Source organism: Microvirga subterranea, assembly GCF_003350535.1.
GTDB lineage: Bacteria > Pseudomonadota > Alphaproteobacteria > Rhizobiales > Beijerinckiaceae > Microvirga > Microvirga subterranea.
This window is the reverse complement of the sequence record NZ_QQBB01000001.1, coordinates 99474-126016: the sequence shown is the minus strand read 5'-3', so window position 1 is coordinate 126016 and position 26543 is coordinate 99474. Positions and strand designations below refer to the sequence as shown.

Annotated in this window: 28 protein-coding genes and 1 tRNA gene; 15 read left to right on the top strand and 14 right to left on the bottom strand. The window is 67.9% G+C overall.

All coding sequences use genetic code 11. From position 1 onward, the window contains the following. Positions 1–8: 8 nt before the first annotated feature. Complete coding sequence (gene grxC / locus DES45_RS00545; protein WP_114768029.1) at positions 9–266, bottom strand: glutaredoxin 3; 258 nt, start codon at positions 264–266, stop codon at positions 9–11. A 45-nt stretch (positions 267–311) separates the two neighbouring features. Next, the gene (locus DES45_RS00540) at positions 312–1076 is read right to left on the bottom strand and encodes a ComF family protein (RefSeq protein WP_114768028.1); all 765 of its coding nucleotides are present in this window, start codon (positions 1074–1076) and stop codon (positions 312–314) included. Positions 1077–1176: 100 nt separating this feature from the next. On the opposite strand from DES45_RS00540, the gene DES45_RS00535 reads away from it, so the two are divergent. The 5 genes from DES45_RS00535 to DES45_RS00515 all read left to right on the top strand — a co-directional run bounded on the left by DES45_RS00535 (position 1177) and on the right by DES45_RS00515 (position 5659). Then, complete coding sequence (locus DES45_RS00535; protein WP_114768027.1) at positions 1177–2067, top strand: methyltransferase domain-containing protein; 891 nt, start codon at positions 1177–1179, stop codon at positions 2065–2067. Positions 2068–2140: 73 nt separating this feature from the next. Beyond that, positions 2141–2506 (top strand): DUF427 domain-containing protein, encoded by a 366-nt coding sequence (locus DES45_RS00530; RefSeq protein ID WP_114768026.1) that lies wholly within the window; start codon positions 2141–2143, stop codon positions 2504–2506. A gap of 137 nt (positions 2507–2643) precedes the next feature. Then, positions 2644–3957 (top strand): calcium-binding protein, encoded by a 1314-nt coding sequence (locus tag DES45_RS00525; protein WP_114768025.1) that lies wholly within the window; start codon positions 2644–2646, stop codon positions 3955–3957. Positions 3958–4067: 110 nt separating this feature from the next. Beyond that, positions 4068–5216: an iron-containing alcohol dehydrogenase gene (locus DES45_RS00520; protein ID WP_114768024.1), complete on the top strand. Its 1149-nt coding sequence runs from the start codon at positions 4068–4070 to the stop codon at positions 5214–5216. Positions 5217–5224: 8 nt separating this feature from the next. Further along, complete coding sequence (locus DES45_RS00515; RefSeq protein WP_114768783.1) at positions 5225–5659, top strand: acyl-CoA thioesterase; 435 nt, start codon at positions 5225–5227, stop codon at positions 5657–5659. Between the two features lie 212 nt (positions 5660–5871). Here the strand turns inward: DES45_RS00515 and DES45_RS00510 are convergent, their stop codons facing one another. Both DES45_RS00510 and DES45_RS00505 read right to left on the bottom strand, forming a co-directional pair. After that, entirely contained in the window at positions 5872–6798 is a 927-nt protein-coding gene (locus tag DES45_RS00510; protein ID WP_170151342.1) for a DMT family transporter, read from the bottom strand. 8 nt (positions 6799–6806) lie between these two features. Then, positions 6807–7217 carry a (deoxy)nucleoside triphosphate pyrophosphohydrolase gene (locus tag DES45_RS00505; RefSeq protein WP_114768022.1) on the bottom strand — a complete coding sequence of 137 codons (411 nt, stop codon included), beginning with the start codon at positions 7215–7217 and terminating at the stop codon, positions 6807–6809. Between the two features lie 196 nt (positions 7218–7413). Between DES45_RS00505 and DES45_RS00500 the strand changes: the two genes are divergently transcribed. Then, on the top strand, positions 7414–7791 hold the full coding sequence (locus tag DES45_RS00500) for a hypothetical protein (protein ID WP_114768021.1): 378 nt from the start codon (positions 7414–7416) through the stop codon (positions 7789–7791). A 12-nt stretch (positions 7792–7803) separates the two neighbouring features. Here the strand turns inward: DES45_RS00500 and argJ are convergent, their stop codons facing one another. After that, a complete protein-coding gene (gene argJ, locus DES45_RS00495; RefSeq protein WP_114768020.1) occupies positions 7804–9045 on the bottom strand; it encodes a bifunctional glutamate N-acetyltransferase/amino-acid acetyltransferase ArgJ in 1242 nt (413 codons plus the stop codon). 159 nt (positions 9046–9204) lie between these two features. Between argJ and DES45_RS00490 the strand changes: the two genes are divergently transcribed. Further along, a complete protein-coding gene (locus tag DES45_RS00490; RefSeq protein WP_114768019.1) occupies positions 9205–9417 on the top strand; it encodes a hypothetical protein in 213 nt (70 codons plus the stop codon). Between the two features lie 183 nt (positions 9418–9600). Here the strand turns inward: DES45_RS00490 and DES45_RS00485 are convergent, their stop codons facing one another. After that, the gene (locus tag DES45_RS00485; protein ID WP_114768018.1) at positions 9601–10527 is read right to left on the bottom strand and encodes a peptidylprolyl isomerase; all 927 of its coding nucleotides are present in this window, start codon (positions 10525–10527) and stop codon (positions 9601–9603) included. A gap of 255 nt (positions 10528–10782) precedes the next feature. Here DES45_RS00485 and secA point away from each other — a divergent pair, with 255 nt between their 5' ends. The 4 genes from secA (at position 10783) to DES45_RS00465 (ending at position 14505) form a co-directional block, all read left to right on the top strand. Next, positions 10783–13596, top strand: coding sequence for a preprotein translocase subunit SecA (gene secA / locus DES45_RS00480; RefSeq protein ID WP_114768017.1), 2814 nt, complete (start codon positions 10783–10785; stop codon positions 13594–13596). 150 nt (positions 13597–13746) lie between these two features. Further along, positions 13747–13835 (top strand) — tRNA-Tyr (locus tag DES45_RS00475). Positions 13836–13971: 136 nt separating this feature from the next. Continuing rightward, complete coding sequence (locus tag DES45_RS00470) at positions 13972–14211, top strand: hypothetical protein (protein ID WP_114768016.1); 240 nt, start codon at positions 13972–13974, stop codon at positions 14209–14211. Between the two features lie 99 nt (positions 14212–14310). Next, positions 14311–14505, top strand: a complete 195-nt coding sequence (locus tag DES45_RS00465; RefSeq protein ID WP_114768015.1) for a hypothetical protein — start codon at positions 14311–14313, stop codon at positions 14503–14505. Positions 14506–14525: 20 nt separating this feature from the next. Here the strand turns inward: DES45_RS00465 and DES45_RS00460 are convergent, their stop codons facing one another. Next, positions 14526–14777 carry a DUF2934 domain-containing protein gene (locus DES45_RS00460; RefSeq protein WP_210272392.1) on the bottom strand — a complete coding sequence of 84 codons (252 nt, stop codon included), beginning with the start codon at positions 14775–14777 and terminating at the stop codon, positions 14526–14528. A gap of 150 nt (positions 14778–14927) precedes the next feature. Here DES45_RS00460 and ltnD point away from each other — a divergent pair, with 150 nt between their 5' ends. Continuing rightward, positions 14928–15857, top strand: a complete 930-nt coding sequence (gene ltnD / locus DES45_RS00455; RefSeq protein ID WP_114768013.1) for an L-threonate dehydrogenase — start codon at positions 14928–14930, stop codon at positions 15855–15857. Positions 15858–15930: 73 nt separating this feature from the next. Here ltnD and DES45_RS00450 read toward each other — a convergent pair whose 3' ends face one another. The 3 genes from DES45_RS00450 to DES45_RS00440 all read right to left on the bottom strand — a co-directional run bounded on the left by DES45_RS00450 (position 15931) and on the right by DES45_RS00440 (position 19268). Continuing rightward, positions 15931–17274, bottom strand: a complete 1344-nt coding sequence (locus tag DES45_RS00450) for a L,D-transpeptidase family protein (protein WP_114768012.1) — start codon at positions 17272–17274, stop codon at positions 15931–15933. Positions 17275–17416: 142 nt separating this feature from the next. Beyond that, entirely contained in the window at positions 17417–18370 is a 954-nt protein-coding gene (locus DES45_RS00445) for an acetyl-CoA carboxylase carboxyltransferase subunit alpha (RefSeq protein ID WP_114768011.1), read from the bottom strand. A gap of 142 nt (positions 18371–18512) precedes the next feature. Continuing rightward, positions 18513–19268 (bottom strand): class I SAM-dependent methyltransferase, encoded by a 756-nt coding sequence (locus tag DES45_RS00440; protein ID WP_114768010.1) that lies wholly within the window; start codon positions 19266–19268, stop codon positions 18513–18515. Between the two features lie 106 nt (positions 19269–19374). On the opposite strand from DES45_RS00440, the gene gloB reads away from it, so the two are divergent. Beyond that, entirely contained in the window at positions 19375–20145 is a 771-nt protein-coding gene (gloB, locus tag DES45_RS00435) for a hydroxyacylglutathione hydrolase (protein ID WP_114768009.1), read from the top strand. 32 nt (positions 20146–20177) lie between these two features. After that, entirely contained in the window at positions 20178–20936 is a 759-nt protein-coding gene (locus DES45_RS00430; protein WP_170151341.1) for a GNAT family N-acetyltransferase, read from the top strand. Here the strand turns inward: DES45_RS00430 and yddG are convergent. From yddG to DES45_RS00415, 3 genes are all read right to left on the bottom strand, one after another. After that, positions 20911–21783 carry an aromatic amino acid exporter YddG gene (yddG, locus tag DES45_RS00425; RefSeq protein WP_114768007.1) on the bottom strand — a complete coding sequence of 291 codons (873 nt, stop codon included), beginning with the start codon at positions 21781–21783 and terminating at the stop codon, positions 20911–20913. The genes DES45_RS00430 and yddG overlap by 26 nt on opposite strands. Positions 21784–21874: 91 nt before the next feature. Continuing rightward, entirely contained in the window at positions 21875–22600 is a 726-nt protein-coding gene (gene phbB, locus DES45_RS00420) for an acetoacetyl-CoA reductase (protein WP_114768006.1), read from the bottom strand. A gap of 274 nt (positions 22601–22874) precedes the next feature. Continuing rightward, a complete protein-coding gene (locus DES45_RS00415) occupies positions 22875–24053 on the bottom strand; it encodes an acetyl-CoA C-acetyltransferase (protein ID WP_114768005.1) in 1179 nt (392 codons plus the stop codon). Positions 24054–24303: 250 nt separating this feature from the next. On the opposite strand from DES45_RS00415, the gene phaR reads away from it, so the two are divergent. Further along, positions 24304–24885: a polyhydroxyalkanoate synthesis repressor PhaR gene (gene phaR, locus DES45_RS00410; protein ID WP_114768004.1), complete on the top strand. Its 582-nt coding sequence runs from the start codon at positions 24304–24306 to the stop codon at positions 24883–24885. An 8-nt stretch (positions 24886–24893) separates the two neighbouring features. Here phaR and DES45_RS00405 read toward each other — a convergent pair whose 3' ends face one another. After that, on the bottom strand, positions 24894–26531 hold the full coding sequence (locus tag DES45_RS00405) for an EAL domain-containing protein (RefSeq protein WP_114768003.1): 1638 nt from the start codon (positions 26529–26531) through the stop codon (positions 24894–24896). Positions 26532–26543 lie beyond the last annotated feature (12 nt).

The window sequence follows — 26543 nt, the reverse complement described above, 5'->3', positions numbered from 1 at the left end:
GGTTGGTCTCAAGCTTCTAATAGCGGCTCGAGCTGGCCCCTGTCATCCATGGCGTAGAGGTCGTCGCAGCCGCCCACGTGCCGGCCGCCGATGAAGATCTGCGGCACGGTGGAGCGGCCGCCGGCCTTCTGGATCATCTCCGCGCGCTTCTCGGGCTTCGCCTCGATGTCGATCTCGGTGAAGGCGGCGCCTTTCTCCTCGAGCAGCTTCTTGGCGGCGGCGCAGTAGGGGCACCAGCTTTTCGTGTAGATCGTGATGTCGGGCATCTCGGACAGGTCTCCGTCAGGCAAGAGAGTGACATATAGGATTGGTCAGGCCTCTGTCACAACGCGGGCGAAGGCGAGAATATCCACTGAGGCCGCACCGCCGCGCAGGAGCGCGCGCGAGGCGGCGTTCGCGGTGGCGCCCGTGGTGAGCACGTCGTCAACGAGGAGGACGCGTTTGCCCTTCAGCCGCGCTTTGGCCTCGGGTGGGACCCGGAAGGCGCCCTGCAGGTTCTCCTGCCGCTGGGTCCGGGTGAGGCCGACCTGCCGGCGGGTTCGCTTCACGCGGGCGAGCAGGAACGGGTCGCAGGGCACGCCGCTCGCCGCCGAGACCCTGGCGGCGAGCGCCATGGCCTGGTTGAACCGCCGCCGCCACAGGCGCCAGCGGTGGAGGGGCACCGGCACGATCACGTCGGCGTCGGCCAGCACCTCCGCGCCGGCCCGGGCCATCATGGTCCCCAGCGCCCGGGCGAGCTCAGGCCGGTCGTCGTACTTGAGCCGGTGCACGAGGAGGCTCGCCGTGCCGTCGTATTCCGCCGCCGCCCGGGCGCGGCCGAAGACCGGCGGATCGGCGATGGCGGCAGGCGAGAGGAGCGGCTGGCCGAGATCGACCGCGAAGGGCGTTCCGAGCCGTTCGCAAAAGGGCCGCTCGATGAAGCGGATACCGGACCAGCAGGCGGCGCACAGCGCATGCGGCTCGCCCGTGGCCGCCTGGCAGGCGATGCAGGTCGGCGGGTAGAGGAGGCCGAGCAGGAAGCCGGAGACCCGGCTGAGGGCGGCGCCCACCCGGCGTCGATCGAGCCATCCTGTCATGCGCCGAGCTTAGCGCCGCCCCCGCCCTCCCGCATCTCTCCGTTCGGAGAGGACGATTGGCCCTTGGTTCTCGGGCATTTTCACGCCATATCGGGCGCTCATGAGCGCACCTCTCGTCTTCGACCGTCCCCTCGTCCGCCGCCGCCTCGCCCGCGCGCTGAAGGCCGGCTATGCCGATTTCCTGCTCGAGCGCGCGGTCGGCGACCTGGAGGAGCGCCTCTCCACGGTCCTGCGGGCGTTCCCGCTCGCCCTCGACGTCGGAACGCCGACGCCTGCGGTCGCCGAGGCGCTGCGCCGGTCCGGCCGGGCGGAGCAGGTGGTGCGTCTGGCATCGCTGCCCGAGCCAGGAGCCATCCTGGGTGACGAGGAGCGCCTGCCTTTCGCCGGCGGGCGCTTCGATCTCGCGGTCTCGCTCCTGGCCCTCCAGAGCGTCAACGACCTGCCTGGCACCCTCGTGCAGATCCGCCGGGCGCTCAAGCCCGACGGGCTCTTCCTCGGGGCGGTGCTCGGCGGGGCGACCCTCACGGAGCTGCGCCAGGCCTTCACCCAGGCCGAGTCCGAGCTGGAAGGCGGCGTCAGCCCCCGGGTGGCTCCCTTCGCGGACGTGCGCGACCTCGGCGGGCTGCTGCAGCGGGCGGGCTTAGCCCTGCCGGTGGCCGATTCGGAGGTGGTGCGGGTGCGCTATGGGGATCCCTTTGCGCTCATGCGGGATCTCCGGCTGATGGGCTTCTCGAATGCCCTCAACGATCGACGCAGGACTCCCTTGCGGCGCACCACCCTGCTCCGGGCGGCGCAGATCTATGCCGAGCGCTTCGCCGATCCGGACGGGCGGCTTCCCGCCACCTTCGAGATCGTCTGGCTCTCCGGCTGGGTGCCGCACGAGAGCCAGCAGAAGCCCCTGCGGCCGGGTTCGGCCAAGATGCGCCTCGCCGATGCCCTCGGGGTGCCGGAGACCCCCGTCCCGGCCCCGAAGGAGCCGGAGGCGGAGTAGTGGTTGCCACCTCCTCTTGGGCGAAAGGCATGCCGCTCTATCTTCTGTTTATGCCTATTGAGCAGGTGTCGCCATGAAAGAGCCCGGACCCAACCATCCGATCACGATCGAGAAAAACCCGCATCGCGTCCGGGTCGTGCTCGGCGGCTTCATCGTGGCCGAGACGACGGAAGCCCTGACTCTGAGGGAGGCGACGCTCCCGCCCGTTCAATACATCCCGCGCAAGGACGTCCGGATGGACCTGATGGAGCCCACGGACCACCAGACGCACTGCCCCTACAAGGGAGACGCGTCCTACTTCACGGCGACCGCCGGCGGGCTGGTGCGGGAGAATGCGGCCTGGAGCTACGAGCGGCCTTTCCCGGCCGTGGTCGAGATCGCCGGGCACTTGGCTTTCTATCCCGCGAAGGTCGATGCGATCGAGGAATTCCCCGACTAGCGCATCCTTCTCGGAACGTGACGAGGATCGGCAAGGCGCCGGCATCCTGGGCCGGAGCTCCGTCGTGGATGGGAACTTACTCACGTCCTGCTCGTTGGAGGTACCCGGAAACCGTGCCTTGACGTTAGGAGAGGTCCTTGCCCACCACGATCGCAATCGAATCGAAAACCGTGGCCCTGCGCGGCTTCGTAACGCCCTATCAGCACCTCTACCTCGTGAAGACCGTCACGGACGATGCCGGACGGGTCATCGACGAGCGGGTCATCCGCGGCGATGCCGGAGGCGATGCAACCCTGGTCACGCAGGCCGACATCCCGCTCGCCAGATCCGCCGACGCGCGAGGCTCGGCCACGCCGGAGCAGCGGAATCATACGGACCTCAACCTCGGCGGGCGCGATCCCGAGGCCGTATGGCAGCTCATGGTTCAGCACGCCGTCAACGTCGACAAGGCCGATCTCCTCTATGGCGTCGATTCCTTCGGCTTCGACACCGGCCGGGGCGCCAACAGCAACACCCTCGTGGCCTCGGCTCTGCATACCGTCGGCATCAACCTGGCGGCGCATCTGCCGGACGGCGTGACCTTCAACGAGGTGCCGCTGTTCAACCGCCTGGACCAGATGTTCGTGAACGACGTCCTCGTCGGGCAGGCCGGAAACGACCGGGTCTATGGCGGCGTCGGGAATGATCGCATCCAAGGCGGCGATGGCGCCGACCGCCTTTTCGGGGAGACGGGCTCGGATTATCTCCTGGGCGGAGCCGGGAACGACTACCTCGATGGTTCTTCCGGCATCGATAGAATGGATGGCGGAGCCGGCAACGATGTCTACCGGGTCGACGACCGGCGGGATCGGATCATCGAGACGGATACAAGCGAAGCGGGCGGCATCGACCGCGTCTACAGCACCGTGAGCTTCAGCCTGTCCAATCGGGCGGAGATGGCTGGTGCGGAGAAACTAATCCTGAGCAGCACGCTCGATCTAAGTGGAAGCGGCAACAGTCTTGGCAATTATCTTGCCGGCGGATCCGGAGACAACAGGCTTTCTGGCCGCGACGGGAACGATACACTGAAGGGGGGGCACGGCGACGACGTCCTTCACGGCGGTAATGGCGCTGACATCCTCATGGGGGATAGCGGACATGACGCGTTTCTTTTCCGATCGGTTGCAGAGAGCCCCGCGGGTGACGCCACCCGGGACACCATCCGCGATTTCACCTCCGCCGACGTGATCGACATGCACAGCATCGACGCCAACACGCTCGTGGACGGCAATCAGGCCTTCGCGTTCATCGGTTCGGCGGCCTTCACGGGGGCCGGTCAGCTGCGGTTCGAACTGGACGGTCTCGGCAACACCATCGTCCAGGCGGATGTGGACGGAAACCTGACGGCGGATTTCGAGGTCCTCCTCCAGGGCTCGACCCGCCTTCTGGCGAAGGACGACTTCCTGCTCTGACAAAATGACCGGGACAGGCGCCGCAGTCCGGCGCCTGTCCCCACCTTCGCCGACGGGGATGCTTGCCGTCCCGGCTCGCAGCGGTCAATCTCGGCATCCGAGGAGGACCCATGTCAGCCTTCACGTTCAACACCGCTCCTTCCATCATTGTCGCCTCGGGCGCGGCCGTACGCCTCGGTGAGATCGCCGCGGTGCGTCTCGGAGCGCGGATCGCGTTCGTTACCGACGCCGGTCTCGTGAAGGCCGGCCTGGTGGCGCCGGCGCTGCACGCGCTGGCGCAGGCCGGCCTCGCGGTCGACGTGTTCGACGGCGTCGTGGCCGATCCGCCGGAGCACGTGGTGCTGGAGGCCGTGGAGCGGGCGCGCGCCTTCAGGGCCGATGCGGTGATCGGCTTCGGCGGCGGATCCTCCATCGACGTGGCGAAGCTGGTGGCGCTGCTCGCGAGGAGCGGCGAGACCCTCGACAATGTCTACGGTGTCGGCGTGGCCAAGGGGCCGCGCCTTCCCCTTCTGGCCGTGCCCACCACCGCCGGCACCGGATCGGAGGTGACGCCGGTCTCCATCGTGACCACGGGCGCGCACGAGAAGAAGGGCGTGGTGTCGCCCCTGATCATTCCGGACATCGCGCTTCTCGATCCCGATCTGACCCTGGGCCTGCCGCCCCACGTGACCGCCGCGACCGGCATCGACGCGATGGTGCATGCGATCGAGTCCTACACGTCGACGAGCCCCAACAACAATCCCGTGTCGCGCGCTCTGGCCAGGGAGGCGCTGCGGCTTCTCGGCCGCAACATCGAGCGCGCGGTTCATCATGGGGATGACCGCGACGCGCGCGAGGCGATGCTCATTGGCTCCATGCTGGCGGGACAGGCCTTCGCCAACTCGCCGGTGGCGGCGGTGCACGCGCTCGCCTATCCGGTCGGCGGCCATTTCGCCGTGCCGCACGGCCTGTCCAACGCGCTCGTGCTGCCGCACGTGCTGCGCTTCAACGCGAGCGCCTGCGAGGCGGACTATGCGGAACTCGCGCCGCATGCCTTCCCGGACATGGAAGGTAAGGCCACAGGGGAGGGGTTTGCCGATGCCTTGGCGGCCCTGAGCGCCAGGCTCGGCCTGCCGTCGCGGCTGCGCGACGTGGGGATCCCGCAGGAGGCCTTGCCGATGATGGCCGAGGACGCCATGCGCCAGACGCGGCTTCTCGTGAACAATCCGCGTCCGCTCGCGCTCGAGGACGCGCGGTCGGTCTACGAGGCCGCATGGTAGGAAGCTCCATGCCCGAGAGACCCGCCCGCCTCGCACGCTCCGCCTTCCGGCTGTTTCGCCCTATCGCGACGCGCTGGATGGACAACGACGCCTATGGGCACGTGAACAACGTTCAGTACTACTCGTATTTCGACACGGCCGTGAACGGCTGGCTCATGGAGAAGGGCCTGCTCGACTTCCAAGCGAGCCCCGTGATCGGGCTCGTGGTGGAGACGGGCTGCACCTATTACGAAAGCGTCTCGTTTCCGGAAGCCCTGGAAGCGGGAATCGCGGTCTCCCGCCTCGGGCGCTCCTCGGTGCGTTACGAGATCGGCATCTTCCGCGCCGGCGACGAGCAGGCGGCCGCGCAAGGGTATTTCGTGCACGTCTATGTGGACCGCGCGACGCAGCGCCCGGTCGAGATTCCGGAGACCATCCGCGCGGCGCTTGGCGCGCTCGCGTGAGGTCCGAACGGCTTGCGTCAGCCGAAGGCCAGCATCACGGTGATCAGCACCCCGAGCGCCACCACGCCGCCCGCAAAGCCGGCGACGGTCAGCGCATTGTTGAAATCCCGGCGATCCATGAAGAGCCTCCTGGCGACAGCCCCATCAACGCCCGGAGGCGCGGATCGTCCCAGCGTGGCGGCGCGGGAGCGTCCAAAGGGCGCGGCCTTGGCTCAGGCCTTGCGCCTGAAGCGCCCGCTCAAGGACACGAGGGCGACGCCCGTCAGTACCACGCCGCCGCCGATCATCTCGCGGCCGCCGATCTGCTCGCCGAGGAACAGGACCGCCAGGGCCGTGGTCCAGACCGGCTGGAGATAGCCGACCATCGAGGCGCGGGTCGGGCCGGCGCGGCGGATGAGGCGCATGAACAGCAGGATCGGCAGCGCTGTCGAGATGATGCCCAGCGCCAGGAGCGGCGCCGCACTCTCGGGCACCACCGCGAAGGCCGCGGGGCCGGCGAGCGTCAGCGCCAGCACCGTAGCCGGAAAGCCCGAGCAGATCTGCTGGCCGAGCGCGAGGCGCGCCGGCTCCGCGTGCCGGATGGTGCGCACGTAGAGGTTCGCGCTGGCATAGCTGAGCGCGGTCGCCATCATAAGCATGACGCCCCAGGGGCTGATGCCGCTGTCCGGCAGCGCCGCAGGCCCGATGAGGATGCCCATGCCGGCCAAGCCGACGAGCACTCCCGCGAAACGTCTGAGGGTCAGGCGCTCGTCGACGAAGAGCAGGTGCGACAGCACCGCGACGAGCAGCGGTCCGGAAGCCTGGATCATGGCCGCGGGCGCCGTGCCGATCCGGGTGAGCGCATGGGCCACGAGCACGTTCGGAAGCCAGCCGTTCAGGGTTCCGAGGACGATCCAGTGCCGCAGCTCGCCGCCTTGAGGGCGGATCTGCTTGCCCTGCACTGCGAACCACGAGGCGAGGACAGTGGCGCCCACCAGCCCGCGCATGGCCGCGAGCACGAACGGGTTGATGTCGCCGCTCAGCTTGATGAACAGAAACGAGGTGGACCACAGCATCGAGCAGACGAGGAGATTCGTCGCCAGGAAGGCGTGGGACGGGGCCACGGGAAGTGCGGCGGCTTCCCTCTGCGCGGTGGTCATCGACGGGCTCAGGCGAGGAGATCGAGAAGGAACGGGATGAGCGGCTCGTCGGCGGGCGGCATGGGATAGCTGCGCAGCTCCTGCGGCTTCACCCATTTCAGGGCCTGTCCCTCGCGCGGCTGCACGAACCCGTCCCAGCGGCGGCAGACGTAGAGCGGCATGAGGAGGTGGAAGTTCTCGTAGGCGTGGCTCGCGAAGGTGAGAGGGGCGAGGCACGGCTCCTTGACGGTGATGCCGAGCTCCTCGTGCAGCTCCCGGATGAGAGTCTCCTCCGGCCGCTCGCCTGGCTCGACCTTGCCGCCGGGAAACTCCCAAAGGCCTGCGAGCTGCTTCCCTTCGGGCCTCTGAGCCAGGAGGATGCGGTTGTCCTGGTCCACCAAGGCGACGGCGACCACGAGGGTGAGCTTGAGAGGGGGCACGTCTGCGCGTCCAGTTGACCGTTCGGCGTGGCGGAAATGTCGAGGCGCTCCTTGCCGGTGACCAGGAGAGCATGTGCGCTCTAGCACGGGCCGGCCCGGTCATGAAGGCCCGTCCATTGCCGGACCGGACTTCCTTTACATGTTACATCGTTGCGATACTGATATCGCCAAGCTGAACCATGCAAAGGAGTGTCCCATGACGAAGATCGGTCTCATCGTCGGAGCCGGCCTGGCGGCCTGGCTTCTGGCCGGAAGCGAAGCGAATGCCGCCGACTGCATCGTCCCGCCGACCTACATCAACGGCTATCTCTCGGAGGTGGAAGGCGAGATGACGGTCAAGGCCGGCAAGGGCTGCGGCTTCGGCCTCAACGGCATCGAGGGGGCAATCGACGAGGCCGTCATCGTCCAGAAGCCGAAGGTCGGCATGGCCGGGGTCCGGGGGCTCACGCCCTACTACGTCGCCAAGCCGGGCTATCAGGGGCCGGACGAGTTCTCCTACGCGTTCATCGGGACGGGCCGGCATGGCGGCCCGATGCGCGTGGTCTTCAAGCGCAAGGTCACGGTCGTCCCGTGAGCGCCGACCGGATCAGCTCCGGTAGTCGCCGTTGATCTCCACATAGGCCTTGGTGAGGTCGCAGGTCCACGCGGTGGCCTCACCGCGGCCGAGGCCGAGATCGACCCGGATGGTGATCTCGTCGCCCTTCATGTAGGCGGTGGTCTTCGCCTCGTCGTACGCGGGGTCGCGCGCACCCTTCACGGCGACGCGGATGTCGCCGAACCAAATGGCGAGCTTGTCGCGCTCGGCCGGTTCGCCGGCCTTGCCGACCGCCATGACGACGCGGCCCCAGTTGGCGTCCTCGCCGGCCACTGCGGTCTTCACCAGCGGTGAATTGGCGATCGCCATGGCGATGCGCTTCGCCGAGGTAGCCCCGGTGGCGCCGGTCACCTTCACGGTCACGAACTTGCGCGCACCTTCGCCGTCGCGGGCGACCTGCTGGGCGAGGTCGCAGAGCAGGCTCTCCAGAGCCTGGCGGAATTCCTTGAGGCGGCGGTCGCTCGGCAGGGTGATCGAGGGTGCGCCGTTCCGGGCGGCCGCGCCGGTGGCGAAGAACAGGAGCGTGTCGGAGGTCGAGGTGTCGCTGTCCACCGTCACGCAGTTGAAGCTCTTGTCGGCGCCCTTCTTGAGCAGCGCCTGCAGCACCGGCGCGGCAATCGGCGCATCGGTGAAGATGAAGGACAACATCGTGGCCATGTCGGGCGCGATCATGCCGGCGCCCTTGGCGATGCCGTTGATCGTCACCTCGACGCCGCCGATGGTGGCGGTGCGGGTCGCCACCTTAGGGAAGGTGTCGGTGGTCATGATGGCCTTGGCGGCATCGACCCAGGCGGTGGGCTTGGCCTTCTTCTCGCAGGCCTCCAGCACGCCCTCGAACTTCGCGGCGTCGAGCGGCTCGCCGATCACGCCGGTCGAGGCGATGAAGACCTGCGACGCGCGGCAGCCCGCGGCGGCGGCCGCGAAGTCGGCGGTCATCTTCACGGCCTCGGCGCCCTTCTTGCCCGTGAAGGCATTGGCGTTGCCGGAATTGACCACGAGGGCCCGCGCCGTGCCCTTCGCGAGGTTCTTGCGGCACCAGTCGACCGGAGCCGAGGGGCATTTGGAGCGGGTGAACACGCCCGCCACCGTCGTGTCCTTGGCGAGCGTCACGTAGAGAACGTCGGTCCGGTTCTTGTATCGGATGCCGGCCTCCGCGGTCGCGATCCTCACGCCTTCGATGGGCGGCAGCGTCGGATAGGCCTTGGGCGCGAGCGGCGAGACGGTCTTGGACATGGAGAACCCGGGGGAGCTGGTCGGAATGCCGATAGGAAATGCGACCTGTGGTTTTTTAAGGCTTTTTGTCAAGCCCGCGCATGGCCGGGAATGCCCGCCCAAGCTTGGAACGAGGGATTCCCGGCTCCGTTGACCCACCATTCAACGACGGAGATTTTCATGACGGCTAAGCATCCGAAGACCAAACCCGAGGAACGTCCGCGCAGCGACCTCGACGTCGATCCCGGCATCGGCCGCTCCAAGGGCACCACCATGACGGGCGAAGACCCGCGCGACCTCGACGGCGGCTCGACCTTCCAGGGCGACGTGGAGAACCAGACCACCCGCGAGGGCGGCGTCGATCCCAACCGGATGGGCCGGACGAACAAGTGACATCGGCTTGGTGAGTCGATGTCATCCCCGGCGCGGTCAGGCGCGGGATGGGGATCCACCCTCTCGCGTGGCTCTGATGGATTCCCTTCCCCTCTGGTGGCTTGCGCAACCTCCCGCCGCGAATGACACTCAACAAAAAGGGCGGCTCCGGGCCGCCCTTTTCGTGTCCGCTGATGCGGAACCTTACTGCTGCTGCGGCTTCTGCTCGACCAGGTTGCCCTTGTCGTCGAGGCGCTCGATCTTGGCCTCCTTGCGCAGGCCCATGATCAGGTCCTGCTGGGCCTTGCGCTCGAGATAGGCGTTCACCTGGTCCTTCATCTCGTCGAAGGACGGCACCGGCTTGGTGCGCTTCTCCTCGACCTTGATGACGTGCCAGCCGAACTGGGACTTCACCGGGTCGGAGACCTGGCCGGGCTGGAGCTTGAAGGCGGCCTCCGCGAAGGGCTCGACCATCCGGTCCCTGGTGAAGAAGCCGAGATCGCCGCCATCGGTCTTGGAGCCCGGGTCCTTGGAGAGCTCGCCGGCCACCTTGGCGAAGTCCTCGCCGCCCTTTACGCGGGCTGCAGCCTTCTTGGCCTCTTCCTCGCTGTCGACGAGGATGTGGCGGGCGCGCACCTCCTCCTCGGGCGTCACGCTCTTGGCGGTCTCGTCATAGAGCTTGCGGGCGGCCTCCGGGGTGACGGCCTTCTGGGCCTCCTGCTCCAGGTACTGGTCGAGCAGGGCCTTGTCCCGGTTGTAGGCGAGCTTGCGGGCGAAATCCGCGCTGTCGCCGACCTTGGCGGCCTCGGCCGCCTTGGCGCCGAGCTTCAGGTCGATGAGGTAGCCGGTCAGCATGTCGCGCTTCTGGGCTTCCGGAATGTTGGGGAGCTGCAGGGCCGGATCGGCGGCCGCGACCGCCAGGTCGCCCTCCGTGATGGCGATGCCGTTGACCCGGGCGATGACCTTGGCCGGGTCGGCTGGCGCGGCGGCGGGCGCAGCCGGGGCCGCGGGCGTCGCCGGAGCCGGAGTGCCGGTCTGGGCGAGGGCGGCGCCCGTCGCGAGGGGCAGGGCGACCCCGAGGGCCAGAATACCCTTCTGGAGGCTTTTCCTGACGTGAAGTGAAACTGTCATTGCGATTCCTCTGGTGAGCTTGACGACCGCTCACAAAGCGCCGCGATCGTTGGCTGAATGTGTTTACGTTTGCAAGGGATGGCATATTTATGTCACAGCATCGCCGCTCGCGGGGCCTTGAACGGGGCCAAGCCTGTGGACGGTCGGGCTGCGCCACTCCGGCACAGCCTTTAAGATGCGTTTCGGCGTAATTAAGTCTATAAGGCGGCTCAAATCGCCCCCTTATCCAGAATCCTGAAAGTCTGAAGGCTCTCGATGTTCGGTTCTCTCGCCAAGAAAATCTTTGGTTCGGTCAATGATCGCCGGCTGAAGTCCTACCGGCCGAAGGTGGCGGCCATCAATGCGATGGAGGCCGAGCTCGAAGCCCTGTCCGACGACCAGCTGCGCGCCCGCACGGACGAGTTCAAGGCCCAACTGGCCGCCGGCAAGACCCTGGACGACATCCTGGTCCCGGCCTTCGCGACCGTCCGCGAGGCGGCCAAGCGCACCCTCGGCCAGCGCCACTTCGACGTCCAGCTCATCGGCGGCATGGTGCTCCACGAGGGCTCGATCGCCGAGATGCGCACCGGCGAGGGCAAGACCCTGGTGGCGACCCTGCCGGTCTACCTCAACGCGCTCGCCGGCAAGGGCGTCCACGTGGTGACCGTGAACGACTACCTCGCCCGCCGCGACTCGGAGTGGATGGGCCAGATCTACCGCTTCCTCGGCCTCTCGGTCGGCGTGATCGTCCACGGGCTCGACGATGCCGAGCGCGCTCAGGCCTATGCGGCGGACATCACCTACGGCACCAACAACGAGTACGGCTTCGACTATCTTCGCGACAACATGAAGTACGAGATGGCGCAGATGGTCCAGCGGGGCCACAACTTCGCCATCGTGGACGAGGTCGACTCGATCCTCATCGACGAGGCGCGCACGCCGCTCATCATCTCCGGCCCCCTCGACGACCGCTCCGACCTCTACAACGCCGTCGACAAGATCATCCCGCTCCTCGCCAAGACCGACTACGAGGTCGACGAGAAGCAGCGCTCCGTGGCCCTGACCGAGGGCGGCACCGAGAAGATCGAGGAGCTGCTGCGCACCGAGGGCCTGCTCAAGGAGGGCGACCTTTACGACGCCCAGAACGCGACCCTCGTGCACCACATGAACCAGGCGTTGCGCGCTCACACCCTGTTCCAGCGCGACAAGGACTACATCGTCCGCAACGGCGAGGTGGTGATCATCGACGAATTCACCGGCCGCATGATGCCGGGCCGCCGCTACTCGGAAGGCCTGCACCAAGCCCTCGAGGCCAAGGAGCGCGTCCAGGTCCAGCCCGAGAACCAGACGCTGGCCTCCATCACGTTCCAGAACTACTTCCGCCTCTACGGCAAGCTCGGCGGCATGACCGGCACGGCCGCCACCGAGGCTGACGAGTTCCTGGAGATCTACAACCTCGAGGTGGTCGAGATCCCGACCAACCGTCCGGTCTCCCGCGTGGACGACGACGACGAGGTCTACCGCACGGCGGAAGAGCGCTACCGCGCGGTCATCCGCGACATCGAGGCCTCCTCGAGCCGCGGCCAGCCGATCCTGGTCGGCACCACCTCGATCGAGAAGTCGGAGTATCTCGCCGACCTTCTGATCAAGGACGGCTACACCCTCATCGACTTCGAGAAGCCCGACGCGCTGGAGCCGCTCTACCGCGACGCCCGCGCCGGACGGGGCACCAAGCACTTCGCGGTGCTCAACGCCCGCTTCCACGAGCAGGAGGCCTTCATCGTCGCCCAGGCCGGCGTGCCGGGCGCGATCACTATCGCGACCAACATGGCCGGCCGCGGCACCGACATCCAGCTCGGCGGCAACGCCAAGATGCGCATCGAGCGCGAGCTCGTCGGCCTCGAAGGCGAGGAGCGCGCGCGGCGCGAGAAGGAGATCCTCGACGAGGTCGTCTCCTTCAAGGAGAAGGCGCTGGCTGCCGGCGGCCTCTACGTGCTCGGCACGGAGCGCCACGAGTCCCGGCGCATCGACAACCAGCTGCGCGGCCGCTCCGGCCGCCAGGGCGATCCCGGCCGCTCGAAGTTCTACCTGTCGCTCCAGGACGACCTGATGCGCATCTTCGGCTCCGACCGCATGGACGGCATGCTGACCAAGCTCGGTCTGAAGGAGGACGAGGCCATCATCCACCCGTGGATCAACAAGGCGATCGAGCGGGCGCAGGCGAAGGTCGAGGCGCGCAACTTCGACATCCGCAAGAACATCCTGAAATACGACAACGTCATGAACGACCAGCGCAAGGTCGTGTTCGAGCAGCGCAAGGAGTTCATGGCCGAGGAGAGCGTGCGCGAGACCATCGACGACATGCGCCACGGCGTGATCGAGGACGTCGTGTCCCGCGCCATCCCCGAGAACGCCTATGCGGAGCAGTGGGACGTCCAGGGCCTCAAGGAGAACGTCGCCAACTTCCTCAACCTCGATCTGCCGATCGAGGAATGGGCCAAGGAGGAGGGCATCGCCGACGACGAGATCCGCGACCGGATCACCAAGGCGGCGGACGAGTCCTACGCCCAGCGCATCGAAGCCAACACGCCCGAGGTCATGAACTACGTCGAGAAGCAGGTCCTGCTCCAGAGCCTCGACCATCTCTGGCGCGAGCACCTCGTCACCCTCGATCACCTGCGCCAGGTCATCGGCTGGCGCGGCCTCGCCCAGCGCGATCCGCTCAACGAGTACAAGTCCGAGGCCTTCGAGCTCTTCAACAACCTCGTCGGCCACCTGCGCGAGCAGGTGACGGGCCAGCTCATGCGCATCCAGGTGGTGTTCCAGCAGCCCGAGCAGCAGGAACTGCCGCCGATGTTCGCCCAGCACCTCGACCCGGCCACCGGCGAGAACGAGTTCGACATGCCGCAAGGGGCAGGCTTCGGGGCCGGATCGTCCCTCGGCTTCGCGGCCGCCGCCGCCCCGACCTCACCGGTCGAGGCCCGCGACCCGAACGACCCCTCATCCTGGGGCCGCGTCGGCCGCAACGAGCCGTGCCCCTGCGGCTCCGGCAAGAAGTTCAAGCACTGCCACGGGCAGTTCGTGGCTTAACGCCCCTCAACGACCGATATGAGAAAGCCCGGCCTTCGCGCCGGGCTTTTTCTTGACCGGCATCTCACGCATCCGTGATGGGCCGACCGGTGTCGCGGCCGGAATAATGCGGGCCGGGCGCCTGTCTTCTTGTCGTGGTCGGCGTTGCGGAGGGGGGTGCCCGAGCGGCAAAGGGGGCGGATAGTAAATCCGCTGGCTTTTGAAGCCTACGTAGGTTCGAGTCCTAACCCCCCCTACCAACCCGTCGTCCATTGCTGAGACGTTGCTGCGGGTCGCAGCAATCCCGGAACGGGCCTGCCGGCGTCGGCGGCCCTCGTGTCGAACACCCGCGGGGATCGATGCTCCTTCGCCCCGCGGCCCAGAGGAGACAGGCAGATGCCCAATGACGCTTGGAAGATCTGCTGGGGGCCGATCCCCGGCCTTCTCCTGCCTCAATACACCTGGCACGTGCTGCAGAGCGAGAACGTCACCACGATCGATCAGCTTCAATCCATCGCCGACCAGATCGAGAAGATCGTTCCGGGCATCGGCCCGAAATCCGGCGACGTGATCCGGGCCGAGCTCGCCCGCCTTCTGACCGAGAGCCCGGCCGCCGGGCGTAGCCGGCTCATGTGACCTGTTCGACACTGGATTCCGCAAAGGAACCTGCGGGGATTGCCTCCCTGGCTCGCCGCTCCATAAAGTGCCGAGCTTTGCAGGCCGTTCGAAAAAGCCATGAAGACAGCATCGGAATACCGGAAGCACGCGGAGGAGTGCCGGGTCCTGGCCCGGCAGGTGCCGGAGGGCGAGCAGCGCGAGCAGCTCCTGGAGATGGCCCGGACGTGGGAGAGCCTCGCCGAAACCCGCGAGGGACTCGTACGCAACCATCCCGAACTCGACACCGCCAAGTCCGCGAAGAAAGAGCGCTAGCTAACGGCCGCCCGCGATCCTCAGTCCTTCGAGGCTGTGCGCCTGCGCTTGGGCTTCTCGTCCGAGGCCGCTTCGAGAGCCTCGACGGCTTCGACCGGAGACGCGTCCTCTACGGTCGCTTCCGGACGGTCCTGCGAGGCGGCCCGGGCGTCCTCCTCGGCCTTCACGCCGCGCTCCGCCTCGAGCCAGTGATCCTGCGGGTCGCCGGAGCGTCCCTGGCGCTCCCAAAGGTCGTACGCTCTTACGCGGATCTTGTCCTCGCGGCTGTCCATGATGTGCCTCCTGCAGACCCAGGGTCCCCTTAGGCTTCAATCTGGGACGGGCATCGCTCCCGGCAACCGGTTCATGGCCGCAAATGCTTGATTCCTGCGCCCCGCCGCCGGACAGTGGCAACGGGTGACGCAGCGGGAGGAAGACCGACGATGAGCGTGCAGGCGGACAGGCCGTCAGGAGGGGCGCGTGTGGCCGTGATCGGCCTCGGCTCCATGGGTTTCGGGATGGCGACGTCGCTCAGGCGCGCGGGCTTCGACGTGGCGGGCTTCGATGTTGACCGCGGCGCGGTCGAGCGTTTCGCGACCGGCGGCGGACGCGGCGCGGCCGTTCCGGCGGAGGCGGCGCACGGCGTCGAGGCGGTGGTGTCGGTGGTGGTGAATGCGGCCCAGACGGAAGCCGTGCTGTTCGGCCCGGACGGCGTCGCCGCCGCGATGCCGGAGGGCGCGGTGTTCATCTCGTCCGCCACCATGGATCCGGAGGTGGCGCGCCGCCTCGCCGGGCGTCTCGAGGAGACGGGCCGGCTCTATCTCGACGCGCCGATCAGCGGCGGCGCGCAGCGGGCCGCCGAGGGAGCGCTCACGATCCTCGCCTCGGGAAGCCCTCAGGCCTTCGCCAGGGCGCGGCCGATGCTCGACGCCATGGCGTCGAAGCTCTACGAGCTCGGCGACGCGGCCGGGCAGGGGGCCGCCTTCAAGATGATCAACCAGCTGCTCGCCGGCGTGCACATCGCGGCGGCTTGCGAGGCGATCAGCTTCGCGGCCCGCCAGGGGCTCGACCTCGCGAAGGTCTACGAGGTGATCACGGCCTCGGCGGGCAATTCCTGGATGTTCGAGAACCGCGTCCCGCACGTGCTCGATGGGGATTACACGCCCCGCAGCGCCGTCGACATCTTCGTCAAGGATCTCGGCATCATCCAGGACATGGCGCGGGCCGCGAAGTTCCCGGTGCCGGTTTCCGCGGCGGCGCTCCAGATGTTCCTCATGACCTCGGCGGCCGGCATGGGCCGCGACGACGACGCCTCCGTGGCGCGCCTTTATGCTCAGGTCACGGGAACCAAGCTGCCGGGCGGCGAGAGCTGACGGGATCGGGCCCGCAAAAGAAAAAGCCCACCGGCGAGGGCGGGCTTTCGAAGATGGATCCTGTGGATGGCCGTTACTGCACGGCCGCCACGTTGACCGTCGACGGCGCCTGCACGCGCTTCTGAAGCGGCTTGGCGGTCGGAACGGAGACGGGAGCCGGAGCCTGAGCGGTCTCGGCGGCGGGCTGTGCCGTCGAGCCGGTCGAGAACAGGTCGCCGATGCCGCCGAACACCTTCTTGTAGAACGGCGTCTCCGAGGGTGCGGCAGCCGGTGCCGGTGCTGGGGCGGGAGCCGCAGCCGGAGCCGCGACGGCCGCCACCTTCGTGGCCGGAGCCGGGGCCGGAGCCTTGGCGGCCGCCTTCGCGGCGGGAGCCGGAGCGGCAGGGGCCTGATCGAGCGACGCGAAGGCCATGGCGGCCGAAGGCGCCTGCGGCCTGGTCCTGCCGCTGTCGTCGAGGGCGATCTCCTGCGGGCCGGAGGACAGGCCCTCGGGACGGCTCACGTCGCCGAACCTGTCGCGCATGCGGGCGTCGACCACGAGCGAGCCGTCGGCCCCCATGGAGCCGGCCAGCGCCGTGCGGAAGGACTCGTGCGAGTCGCCGTCGTGATAGGCGAGCTTGATGGGCTTCACGCCGTCGGCGACCAGCTCCGCCACCTTCTGCTCGTCCTGCGCCTGCTTGTGGCGCACGGCGGCGGCCACGATCTCGTCGCCCGGGTTGAACTGGTAGCGTCCGCCGGCGACCGCGATGCGCGGCTCCTCCTTGGTGACCTCGAAGACGTCGGAGCCTTCCTTCAGGTTCTTCCAGAAGCCGATATTCGGGTCGAGGCGGTGCTGCGCCAGGTTCTTGGGCGTCATCCGGAACGGATAGGACTGGAACTGGAAGGCGCGCTGGCCGCTGGCGAAGGACTCGCGGGCGATGGCGTAGATCTCGGCGATGTTCTGGTCCGTCATGGCGAAGCAGCCGCGCGAGGAGCACGAGCCGTGGACCATGATGTCGCCGCCGTTGCGGCCGAACTGCCGGTCGAAGGCGTTCGGATAGCCGGTGTCGAAGGACAGGTAATAGGCCGAGTTCGGGTTCATCTGCGACGGCGCGACCGTGTAGAAGCCCTCCGGCACCTGGCGGTCGCCCTCGCGGGTCTTGGGGCCGAGCTGGCCCGACCAGCGGCAGATCGGATAGGTCTTGAGGAGCGCGTACTTGCCGTCGGAGCCCCGCTTCCAGACCTCCATCTCCGATTCCTTCTTGTAGGCTCGGATCAGGATGGGATCGCTCTTCGACATTCCCTTGGAGGCCATGAGGGCCATGGCGGCGGGCGGAATCGGCGTCAGATGCCGGGTCGAGCTCCGCGAGAAGTTGTCGTCCTGACAGGCGGCGAGCGCGAGCGTCAGGCTCGCGGCCAATGCGATGCGCTTCATCATGGGGGTCCCCGCATTCTGATCTGCCCAGCCATTGGTGCCGGACAGTTCCCCAATTTCCTAAATCGTTAGCCTTAACTCCGCATTACCGCAAGCGGTGCTGTTATGGAGTTATGGTGAATTGGGGGTAAAAAATCCCTCTTTGTTATAGTTTCCTGCCGATGTTGAGGAACTTTTCGGCCCGGTGGTCGCGCAGTTCCGCCGGTCCCATGTTGCCGAGGTCGTTGAGGGCCTCCTCGATGGCGTTGCCGGTCGCCTCGATGGCGGCGGCCGGGTCCCGGTGGGCGCCACCCATCGGCTCGGTCACGATGGAGTCGATCACGCCGAGGCGCAGGAGGTCTTGGGCGGTGATCTTCATGTTGGTGGCGGCGTCCTGGGCCCTGGCGGCGTCGCGCCAGAGGATCGAGGCCGCTCCCTCGGGGGAGATCACGCTGTAGATCGCGTGCTCGAGCATCAGGACCTTGTTGGCGGTGGCGATCGCGATCGCGCCGCCCGATCCGCCTTCGCCGATCACGACGGAGACGTTCGGCACGCCGAGCGAGAGCTGCATCTCGGTCGAGCGGGCGATGGCCTCGGCCTGGCCGCGCTCCTCCGCCTCGATGCCCGGATAGGCGCCGGCGGTGTCCACGAAGGAGATCACCGGAAGGCCGAAGCGGTCGGCGAGCTCCATCAGGCGCACGGCCTTGCGGTAGCCCTCCGGGCGGGCCATGCCGAAATTGTGCCGGATGCGGGTCTCGGTGTTGTGGCCCTTCTCCTGGCCCATGACGCAGACCGCCTGGCCGCGGAAGCGCCCGAACCCACCCACGATGGCCTCGTCCTCGGCGAATTTGCGGTCGCCGGCGAGCGGCGTGAATTCGGTGATCAGCCCGGCGCAGTAATCGACGAAGTGGGGCCGCTGCGGATGGCGCGCCACCAGGGTCTTCTGCCATGGGGTGAGCTTGGCGTAGAGTTCCTTGAGGGCATCCGACGCCTTGGTTTCGAGGCGGGCGATGTCGTCGGTGATCGAGACGGCGTCCCGGTTCTCGCCGATCGCCCTGAGCTCTTCGACCTTGGCTTCCAGTTCGGCAACGGGCTTTTCGAAATCGAGATAGCTGCGCATCAGACTCTGCAGAAATGAAAAACCGGCGCAGACGGCATGAGAGCCCCGCCGGACCGGCGCGGACACTGGCGATTTGCCGGCCTCAAGTCAAGTTGGGCGGGATTTACCCCGCGACGAGGCCCGGGGGCAAGGGGCGGCCCGGTCAGGTCTCGGGAGGCGCCGCGACCCGGGAGGCGGGCGCCGGCACGAAGACCGGGGCGAGGCGCCGTCTCGCGCTCCGGCGGATAGCCCGGACTGAACCCGGCATGTAGAGCTGCTTCGTGGCCTCGACGATGTGCAGGCCCGCCCCCGGCAGGGACATGGCCGAGCCGATCCGCTCCCAGGCCTGGGCGGAGCCGAGCAGGAAGCGGCTGCGAAGCGGCGGCACGTAGAGGGTCTCGGCCCAGCCCTCGGGCGAGAACCAGGTCTGGCGCATGAGGGTCTTGAGCTGCGACCGGCTGTAGGGCTGGCCGTAGCCGAACGGGGTCGTGTCCATGCGGGCCCAGAGCCCGCGCCGGTTGGGCACCACCACGATGATCCGCCCGCCCGGGGTGAGGATGCGCCAGATCTCGTGCAGCAGCTCACTCGGGCTCTCGACGGTTTCGAGGGCGTGGATCAGGAGCACCCGGTCGATGGAGGCGTCGGGCAGGGGCATCATGAGGGGATCGACCAAGGCCGAGGCCGAGGGGCCCGTGCTCGGCCAGTTCACCACTCCCTGGCTCGCCGGCATGAAGGCGAGCGCCCGCTCGCACTGTCCCCGGACGGCTCCGAGATAGGGGGGCGCATAGCCCAGTCCGAGCACGCGCAGACCCGTCAGCGGGCCCCAGAACCGGCCGATGGCCCGGCCCACGAAGCGGCGCGTCACCCCGCCGAGCGGGCTGGCGTAGAAGCTGCGCAGGTCGGTTATGTCGATGCTCATCACGTGTCTGCCGGCCTGTGAATCGAATGCGTCAAAGGCCAAGGTCTGGTTTCGCGGCCGAACTGTCCCATGATAACTCGTGACTCATCAAGCCACGGTCCGTGCCATGCCCGCTCAAGTCCACGTCTTTCGCTGCCTCAGCGACAATATCGGCGCTCTCGTCCACGATCCCAACACGGGAGCCTGCGCGGCGATCGACGCGCCGGAGGAAGGGCCGATCCTTCAGGCCCTCAAGGACACCGGCTGGCAGCTCACCGACATTCTCGTGACGCACCGCCATGCGGATCACGTCCAGGCGATCGCGCCCCTGAAGCAGCGCACGGGCTGCCGGGTCGTCGCGCCGCAGAAGGCGCGCGATTCCGTCCCGCTCGCCGATGCGTTCGTGCGCGAGGGCGACACGGTCCATGTGGGTGGGCTCCAGGCCCATGTGTGGGAGACGCCGGGGCACTGCGCCGATCACGTGTCCTACTGGTTCGCGGCGGACCGCGACCTGTTCGCGGGCGACACGCTCTTCACCCTCGGCTGCGGGCGGGTGCTGGAAGGGGACTACGCGGACCTCTGGGCCTCGCTGCAGCGCCTCGCGGCGCTTCCCGACGACGCCCGGGTCTTCTGCGGCCACGACTACACCCTCTCGAACGGACGCTTCGCCCTTGCGGCCGATCCCGACAATGCGGCCCTCAAGGCGCGGATCGCCGAGGCCGAGGCCGCCCAGGCGAAGGGAGGCTTCCTCGTGCCGACCACGATCGGGCAGGAGAAGGCCACGAACCCCTTCCTGCGCGCGGGCGATCCGGCGCTCGCCAAGGCCGTCCACAAGGAGGGCGGCGCCCCGCCGGTCGAGGTCTTCCGCGCCCTGCGGGAATGGAAGAACAGGTTCTGACGCCGAGGCGGATTTGGGGGTATAAGGATTCCATGAGCGATCACAGCCTCATTCTCGGACTCGAGAGCCGTCTCCTCAACGCCTGGCCGTCCTTCGACTACCAGGCCTATGACGGCTGGATCCTGCGGCTTGCGAACGGCTACACGAAACGCGCCAATTCCGCGACGCCGCTCATGCCCGGCGCCGCCCTCGACGAGGCGCTGCTCGACTACATGAGCGCGCATTTCATCGCCGCGAACCTGCGCCCCACCTTCCGCCTCAACGGGCTCCAGGCTCCCGAGGCGGATGCGCTTTTGGCCGCCCGGCATTTCAAGGAGATCGAGCCGACGCATGTCCTCGCGGCGCCCGTCGGCAGGGAGTGCGAGACTGATCCGGAGGTGACGATCTCGCCCAAGGTGTCGAAGCAATGGGTGCACGAGGCTTCGGAAGCCTATGGCGGCGACAAGGCCGACGAGACGTCCCTGATGGGCATCGTCTCGCGCATCCGTCAGAAGGCCGCCTTCGCGACGCTCAATCTCGACGACCGCCCGGTCGCCTGGGGCCTTGGGGTCGTCGAGCGGGGCTATATCGGCCTCTACGACATCGTGGTGGCGCCGGACCTGCGGGGGATCGGCCTTGGCCGCCGCGTGGTCCTGAGCCTCATGGCCTGGGGCTGCACGGAAGGCGCCCACACGGCCTATCTCCAGGTGCGCGAGGAGAACGAGATCGCCCGCTCGCTCTATGGCGCGCTCGGGTTCGGGCTCGCTTACCGCTACACCCACCGGGTCATGCTCGGGCGCTCCTCCCCATAAGGGTCGCGACGAGCGCTCCCGCCACGATCAGCCCGCAGGACAGGGCGAGCGTCAGGGTCGGTTCCGCATAGCCGGCGGCGACCAGGATGAGCGTCGACAGCACCGGGGTCGCGTAGGAGGCGACGCCGAGCAGGCGGATGTCCCCTCGCTTCATGCCGATGTCCCAGACATAGAAGGCCGCGCCCACGGGGCCGATGCCGAGGCCGATCAGCGCCAGCCACTGCATCGACGTCTCGGGCCAGACCGTCGTCTCGAACAGCCAGTGGCACACGAGGCTCAGGGCGGAGGTTGCCAGGCAGAAGCCCGCCACTGCGTCGGTGGGCACCTGGCCGAAGCGCCGCGACAGCACCGAGTAGCCGCCCCACACGAAGGCGGCCACGAGAGCGCAGAGGTAGCCCGGCAGGTACTCGGTCCTGGCGTCGAGCGCGCCCCGCCCGGCGATCAGCACCACGACGCCGGCGAAACCCAGGAAGGCCCCGACGAGATGGGCGCGCTTGAGGTGCTCGCCTGGCAGCAGCGAGGAGAACAGCACGATCAGGAGCGGCCAGAGATAGTTGATGAGCCCCGACTCCGCCGGCGGCGCGAGGCGCAGGGCCGCGAAGTAGAGGGCGTGGTAGCCGAAGAGGCCGCCGAGGCCGAGCGCCCAGACCACGGGCTTCTGACGCAGCGCCTTTATGCCCTCGGGCCGCGCGATCCAGCTCGTCATGCCGACGAGTCCGCCGATCAGGAAGGTCATCGCCGCGAGCTGGAACGGCGGGATCGTGCCGGTCGCAGCCGTCAGCAGGGCCAGAAGGGACCAGAGGAGAACGGCCGTGAAGCCGATGGTGGTGGCGGTGCGCGTCGTCATGATGGCCCGCCATAAACGAAAGCTCTCCGTCTGGGGAGAGCTTTCGCGCAGCACCTATGAGCCTGTCCCGCGTTTCGTCGGGACGGCTGCATCAAGCCATGTACTGCCCGCCGTTCACCGACAGGGTCGAGCCGGTGATGAAGCCCGCATCCTCGCCCGCGAGGAACAGGACGCTGCGGGCGATCTCCTCGGCCTCGCCGAGGCGGCCGACCGGGATGAGGGGCAAGATCTTCGACTTCAGCACCTCTTCGGGCACGGCCTTCACCATCTCGGTGGCGATGTAGCCCGGCGCGATCACGTTCACGGTGACGCCCTTGTTGGCGTTCTCCTGCGCCAGCGCCTTGGCGAAGCCGATCACGCCGGCCTTCGCGGCGGAATAGTTCGCCTGGCCCATCTGGCCCTTCTGGCCGTTGATGGACGAGATGATGATGATCCGGCCGAAATTGCGCGCGCGCATGCCGTCGATCACGGGCCGGGTGCAGGTGAACATCGAATCGAGGTTGGTGCGGATGACGGCCGACCACTGGTCGAAGGTCATCTTGTGGAACATGCCGTCCCGGGTGATGCCCGCATTGTTGACCAGGATGTCGACCGGCCCGAGCTCGGCCTCGATCGCCCGGATGCCAGCCTCGCAGGCCGCGGCGTCCGAGACGTCGAACTTGTAGACGGGGATCCCCGACTCGCTCTTGAACTGGTTCGCGGCCGCATCGTTGCCGCCGTAATTCGCCGCGACCGTGTAGCCTGCCTTCTTGAGGGCCATCGAGATCGCGGCTCCGATGCCGCGAGTGCCGCCGGTGACCAATGCGACGCGCGCCATGTCTGTCTCCTTCCCAGGCCGTTTCCAAGCGGGTCTCTGCTGGACCCTATCTGTGGCAAAGGCGGTCCGGGAGCCGGACCGCCTTGAATCATAGCCTAGGATTCGTCGCGGCGACTAGCGCATCGTGCGGAAAAGTGGACCCGGCTTTCCGCCCGAACGATGCGCCGCTTAACAGGCGGAGCATCGGATGGATCCCAAAAGTGGGCACCACTTTTGGGTCCGATGCTCTAGCCGGCATCGCAGCTATCGAACGGATTACCGTTAGGGCGCCGCCTCAGCGCTCGAGGCACATGGCGATGCCCATGCCGCCGCCGATGCAGAGCGTCGCGAGGCCCTTGCGGGCGTTGCGGCGGCCCATCTCGTGCAGCAGGGTCACGAGGACGCGGCCGCCCGAGGCGCCGATCGGATGGCCGATGGCGATGGCGCCGCCGTTGACGTTCACGATCGACGGATCCCAGCCCATGTCCTTGTTGACCGCGAGCGCCTGCGCCGCGAAGGCCTCGTTCGCCTCGACGAGCTCGAGATCGGAGACCTTCCAGCCGGCCTTTTCGAGCGCCTTGCGCGAGGCCGGGATCGGGCCGGTGCCCATGATGGCCGGATCGACGCCGGCGGTGGCCCAGGAGGCGATGCGGGCGAGCGGGGTCAGGCCGCGGCGCTCGGCCTCCTCCTCGGTCATGAGCACGATGGCGGCGGCGCCGTCGTTGATGCCGGACGCGTTGCCGGCCGTAACCGTGCCCTCCTTGGAGAAGGCGGGCTTCAGCTTGGCGACCGCATCGATCGTCGTGCCGGCGCGGATGTACTCGTCCTGGTCGACGATCGTGTCGCCCTTGCGGGACGAGATGGTGACGGGCACGATCTCGTCCTTGAAGCGGCCGGCCTTCTGGGCGGCCTCGGCCTTGTTCTGCGACGAGACCGCGAACTGGTCCTGCTCCTCGCGGGTCAGCTGCCAGCGCTGGGCCACGTTCTCGGCGGTGTTGCCCATGTGGTAGCCGTGGAAGGCGTCCATGAGGCCGTCCTTCAGCATGGTGTCGACGAGCTTGAAGTCGCCCATTTTGGTGCCGGAGCGCATGTAGGCGGCGTGAGGCGCCTGGGACATGGATTCCTGGCCGCCCGCCACGATGATGCTGGCGTCCCCGTTGGCGATCTGCTGCATGCCGATGGCGACCGTGCGCAGCCCCGAGCCGCAGAGCTGGTTGAGGCCCCAGGCGGTCTTCTCGTGCGGGATGCCGGCCGCCATGGCGGCCTGGCGGGCGGGGTTCTGGCCCTGGCCGGCGGTGAGGATCTGGCCGAGGATCACCTCGTCCACCTCGGCCCCGTCGACCTTGGCGCGCGACAGCGCTTCCTTGATGGCGATGGCGCCCAGATCATGGGCGGGCGTGTTGGCGAAGGCTCCGTTGAACGAGCCGACGGGCGTACGCGCCGCGCCGACGATGACGATGCTGTCTCGGGCCATTCCTGTCTCCTGTGCTGGCCTGCCGAACATTGCGGCAGCCTGTTGATGGTTCGATCAAAGCCTCAGAAAAAGGGAAGTCAAGCGCCCTCTGGTGGGGCATAGTCCGATTGCTTAGGAAGCCCTGCGGCTTTGCGCGGGCAGCCATGCAACTAGTATCTAGGCAAAAGTGCTGAAGTCCTAGACAATTAGACATAAGCGGCCCTGGCCGTGCAGGTTTTTTCGAGTTGTGGAGAGGACCGCTTTGGGACACATGGCGACGGAAAAAGAACCGACAGTCATCAAGAAATACGCCAATCGCCGCCTCTATCACACGGGCACATCGACCTACGTCACGCTGGAAGACCTCGCCGGCATGGTGCGCCAAGGCGAGGACTTCGTGGTCTTCGACGCGAAGTCCGGCGACGACATCACCCGCTCGGTCCTGACCCAGATCATCTTCGAGCAGGAGAACAAGGAGGGGCAGAACCTGCTGCCCGTCACGGTCCTGCGCCAGCTCATCCGCTTCTACGGCGACAGCCTCCAGTCGCTGGTGCCGAGTTATCTCGAGTTCTCCATGGACAATCTCTCCCGGGAGCAGCAGAAGCTGAGGGAGCAGATGTCCCAGGCCTTCGGCCCCGGTGCCTTCCACGCCATGGAGGAGCAGGTGCGCAAGAACATGTCGCTCTTCACCGACGCCATGCGCATGTTCTCGCCCTTCGCCCAGCGGCAGGCGGACGAGGACGAAGCCAAGTCCAAGGCCGAACCGAAGACCGAAGCCTCCGGCGAGCTCGAGACCCTGAAGAAGCAGATGGCCGACATGCAGGCCAAGCTCGACAAGCTGGCCCGCAAATAGTCCGCCGATCAGGCGCGCCTGAGGCGCTGAAGGAGCGTCTCCGGTTGCGCGAGGGGCTTGGCCTCGCCGAACAGGGCTCCCTGCATGTAATCGATCCCCCACGCCGACAGCAGCCGGGCCGAGGCCTCCTCGTCCACGCCTTCGGCGGCGGTCGCGATGCCGAGATGCCGGGCCATGTCGATCAGGGTGCGCACGAAGAGCCGGTCGTCCGTCGAGCGCTTGAGGGACTGGACGAAGACGCCGTCGATCACCGCGAGATCGACCGGCAGGGACTGAAGGGCGGCGAGCGACGCATGGCCGGTGCCGAAGCCCGTGAGCCCGATCCCGACCCCGAACGCCTTCATGGTGTTGAGCGGCGCCAGCGCCGCCTCCGGATCGCCCGCGACCGCCTCGGGGACCTGGACGATCAGCCGGGACGCGATGCCGGGCCGGGCTCCGAGATGCGCCGCCAGCATCGGCAGCCATTCCCGGTCGCGCAAGGTCGCGGCGGAGACCAGAAGCGCGAGGCGCGCCTCGTGGTGGCGTGCCAGGTGGTCCGCCGCCAGCTCCAGCAGACGTCCGTCGACGAGGAGGGCGACGTTCGCCTCCTCGGTAGCGCGGACCAGCCCGGTGGGTGCGGACATGCCGTCCGGAGAACCGACGGCCGGGCAGGCCTGGACCAGGGCCGGCTGGCGCGACGGGGCATCGACCAGAGGCTGCCCGGTCAGGATCAGGCGGCGGTCGTTGAGGATTGCCGCGAGATCGAAGGACGCCTGCTCGGCGGCCTTCGGCTTCGTCCCATGGTGCATCTTGTGGAGCACGGCCGTCTCGGAGCGTGCGACCGCCCGGTCGAGGGCTTGGGCGGCGAAGCGCATCAGCTTCACGGCCTCGAAGGTGTGATCCGGCGAGCAGGCGGCGCCGAGATGGAGCGTCAGGTCCGGCGCGTCGGCCTTGATGAGGGCGGCCGCACGCTTCATGGCGCCGGGAGCCTCCGAGGCGGGGCAACAGGCCAGCGTCAGGGCGAAGCGGTTCGTCCCCAGGGCATCGCAGCGGTCGCCTCGGCGCAGCATGGGGCGCAGGGCGCGCGCCACCTCGCCGATGGAAACGTCATCATCCTCACTGACGGCGCCGGCGATGAGCGTGCAGGTATGGGAGAGCTGCGCCGCCTCGTCGATCTGGTCCTGGATCTGCCGAAAGAGGGCCGAGCGCGCCTTGATGGCGGCCGGCAGGAGTTCCGGTGCGCTCGCGGCCGGATCGGCCCGCAGCAGCCCGCGCAGGAGGGAGGGACGGCCCTCGGCATCGACCTGCCAGCGGCCGGCATCCTGCACCATCAGGACATGGCCGGCCGAGAGGCGCAGGGCGTAGCACCCGTCGAACGTGCGGTTGCCGCGCTCGTCCGCCGCCATGGCGTCCCGGCGGTCGAGCCCGCTTCCCGGCTCGATCATCTGGGCGAAGGCCCTGCCGGTTCGGGGGAGGACGCTTGGCGAGAGACCGAGCACGTCGGCGGCGTTGGGCCCCCAGGTCAGCGCATCGGACCCGAGATCCCACGCATAGGTGACGCCTTTCAGGGCCGCGAGGGCGGCCTGCGGACCCGTGGGAGCGGCCTTTCGCGGCGTCCGGGATGCGCCTTTGAAGATTCCCGTCCGACCCTGCCGCCTCGTCGCCATCACGCTCATCCT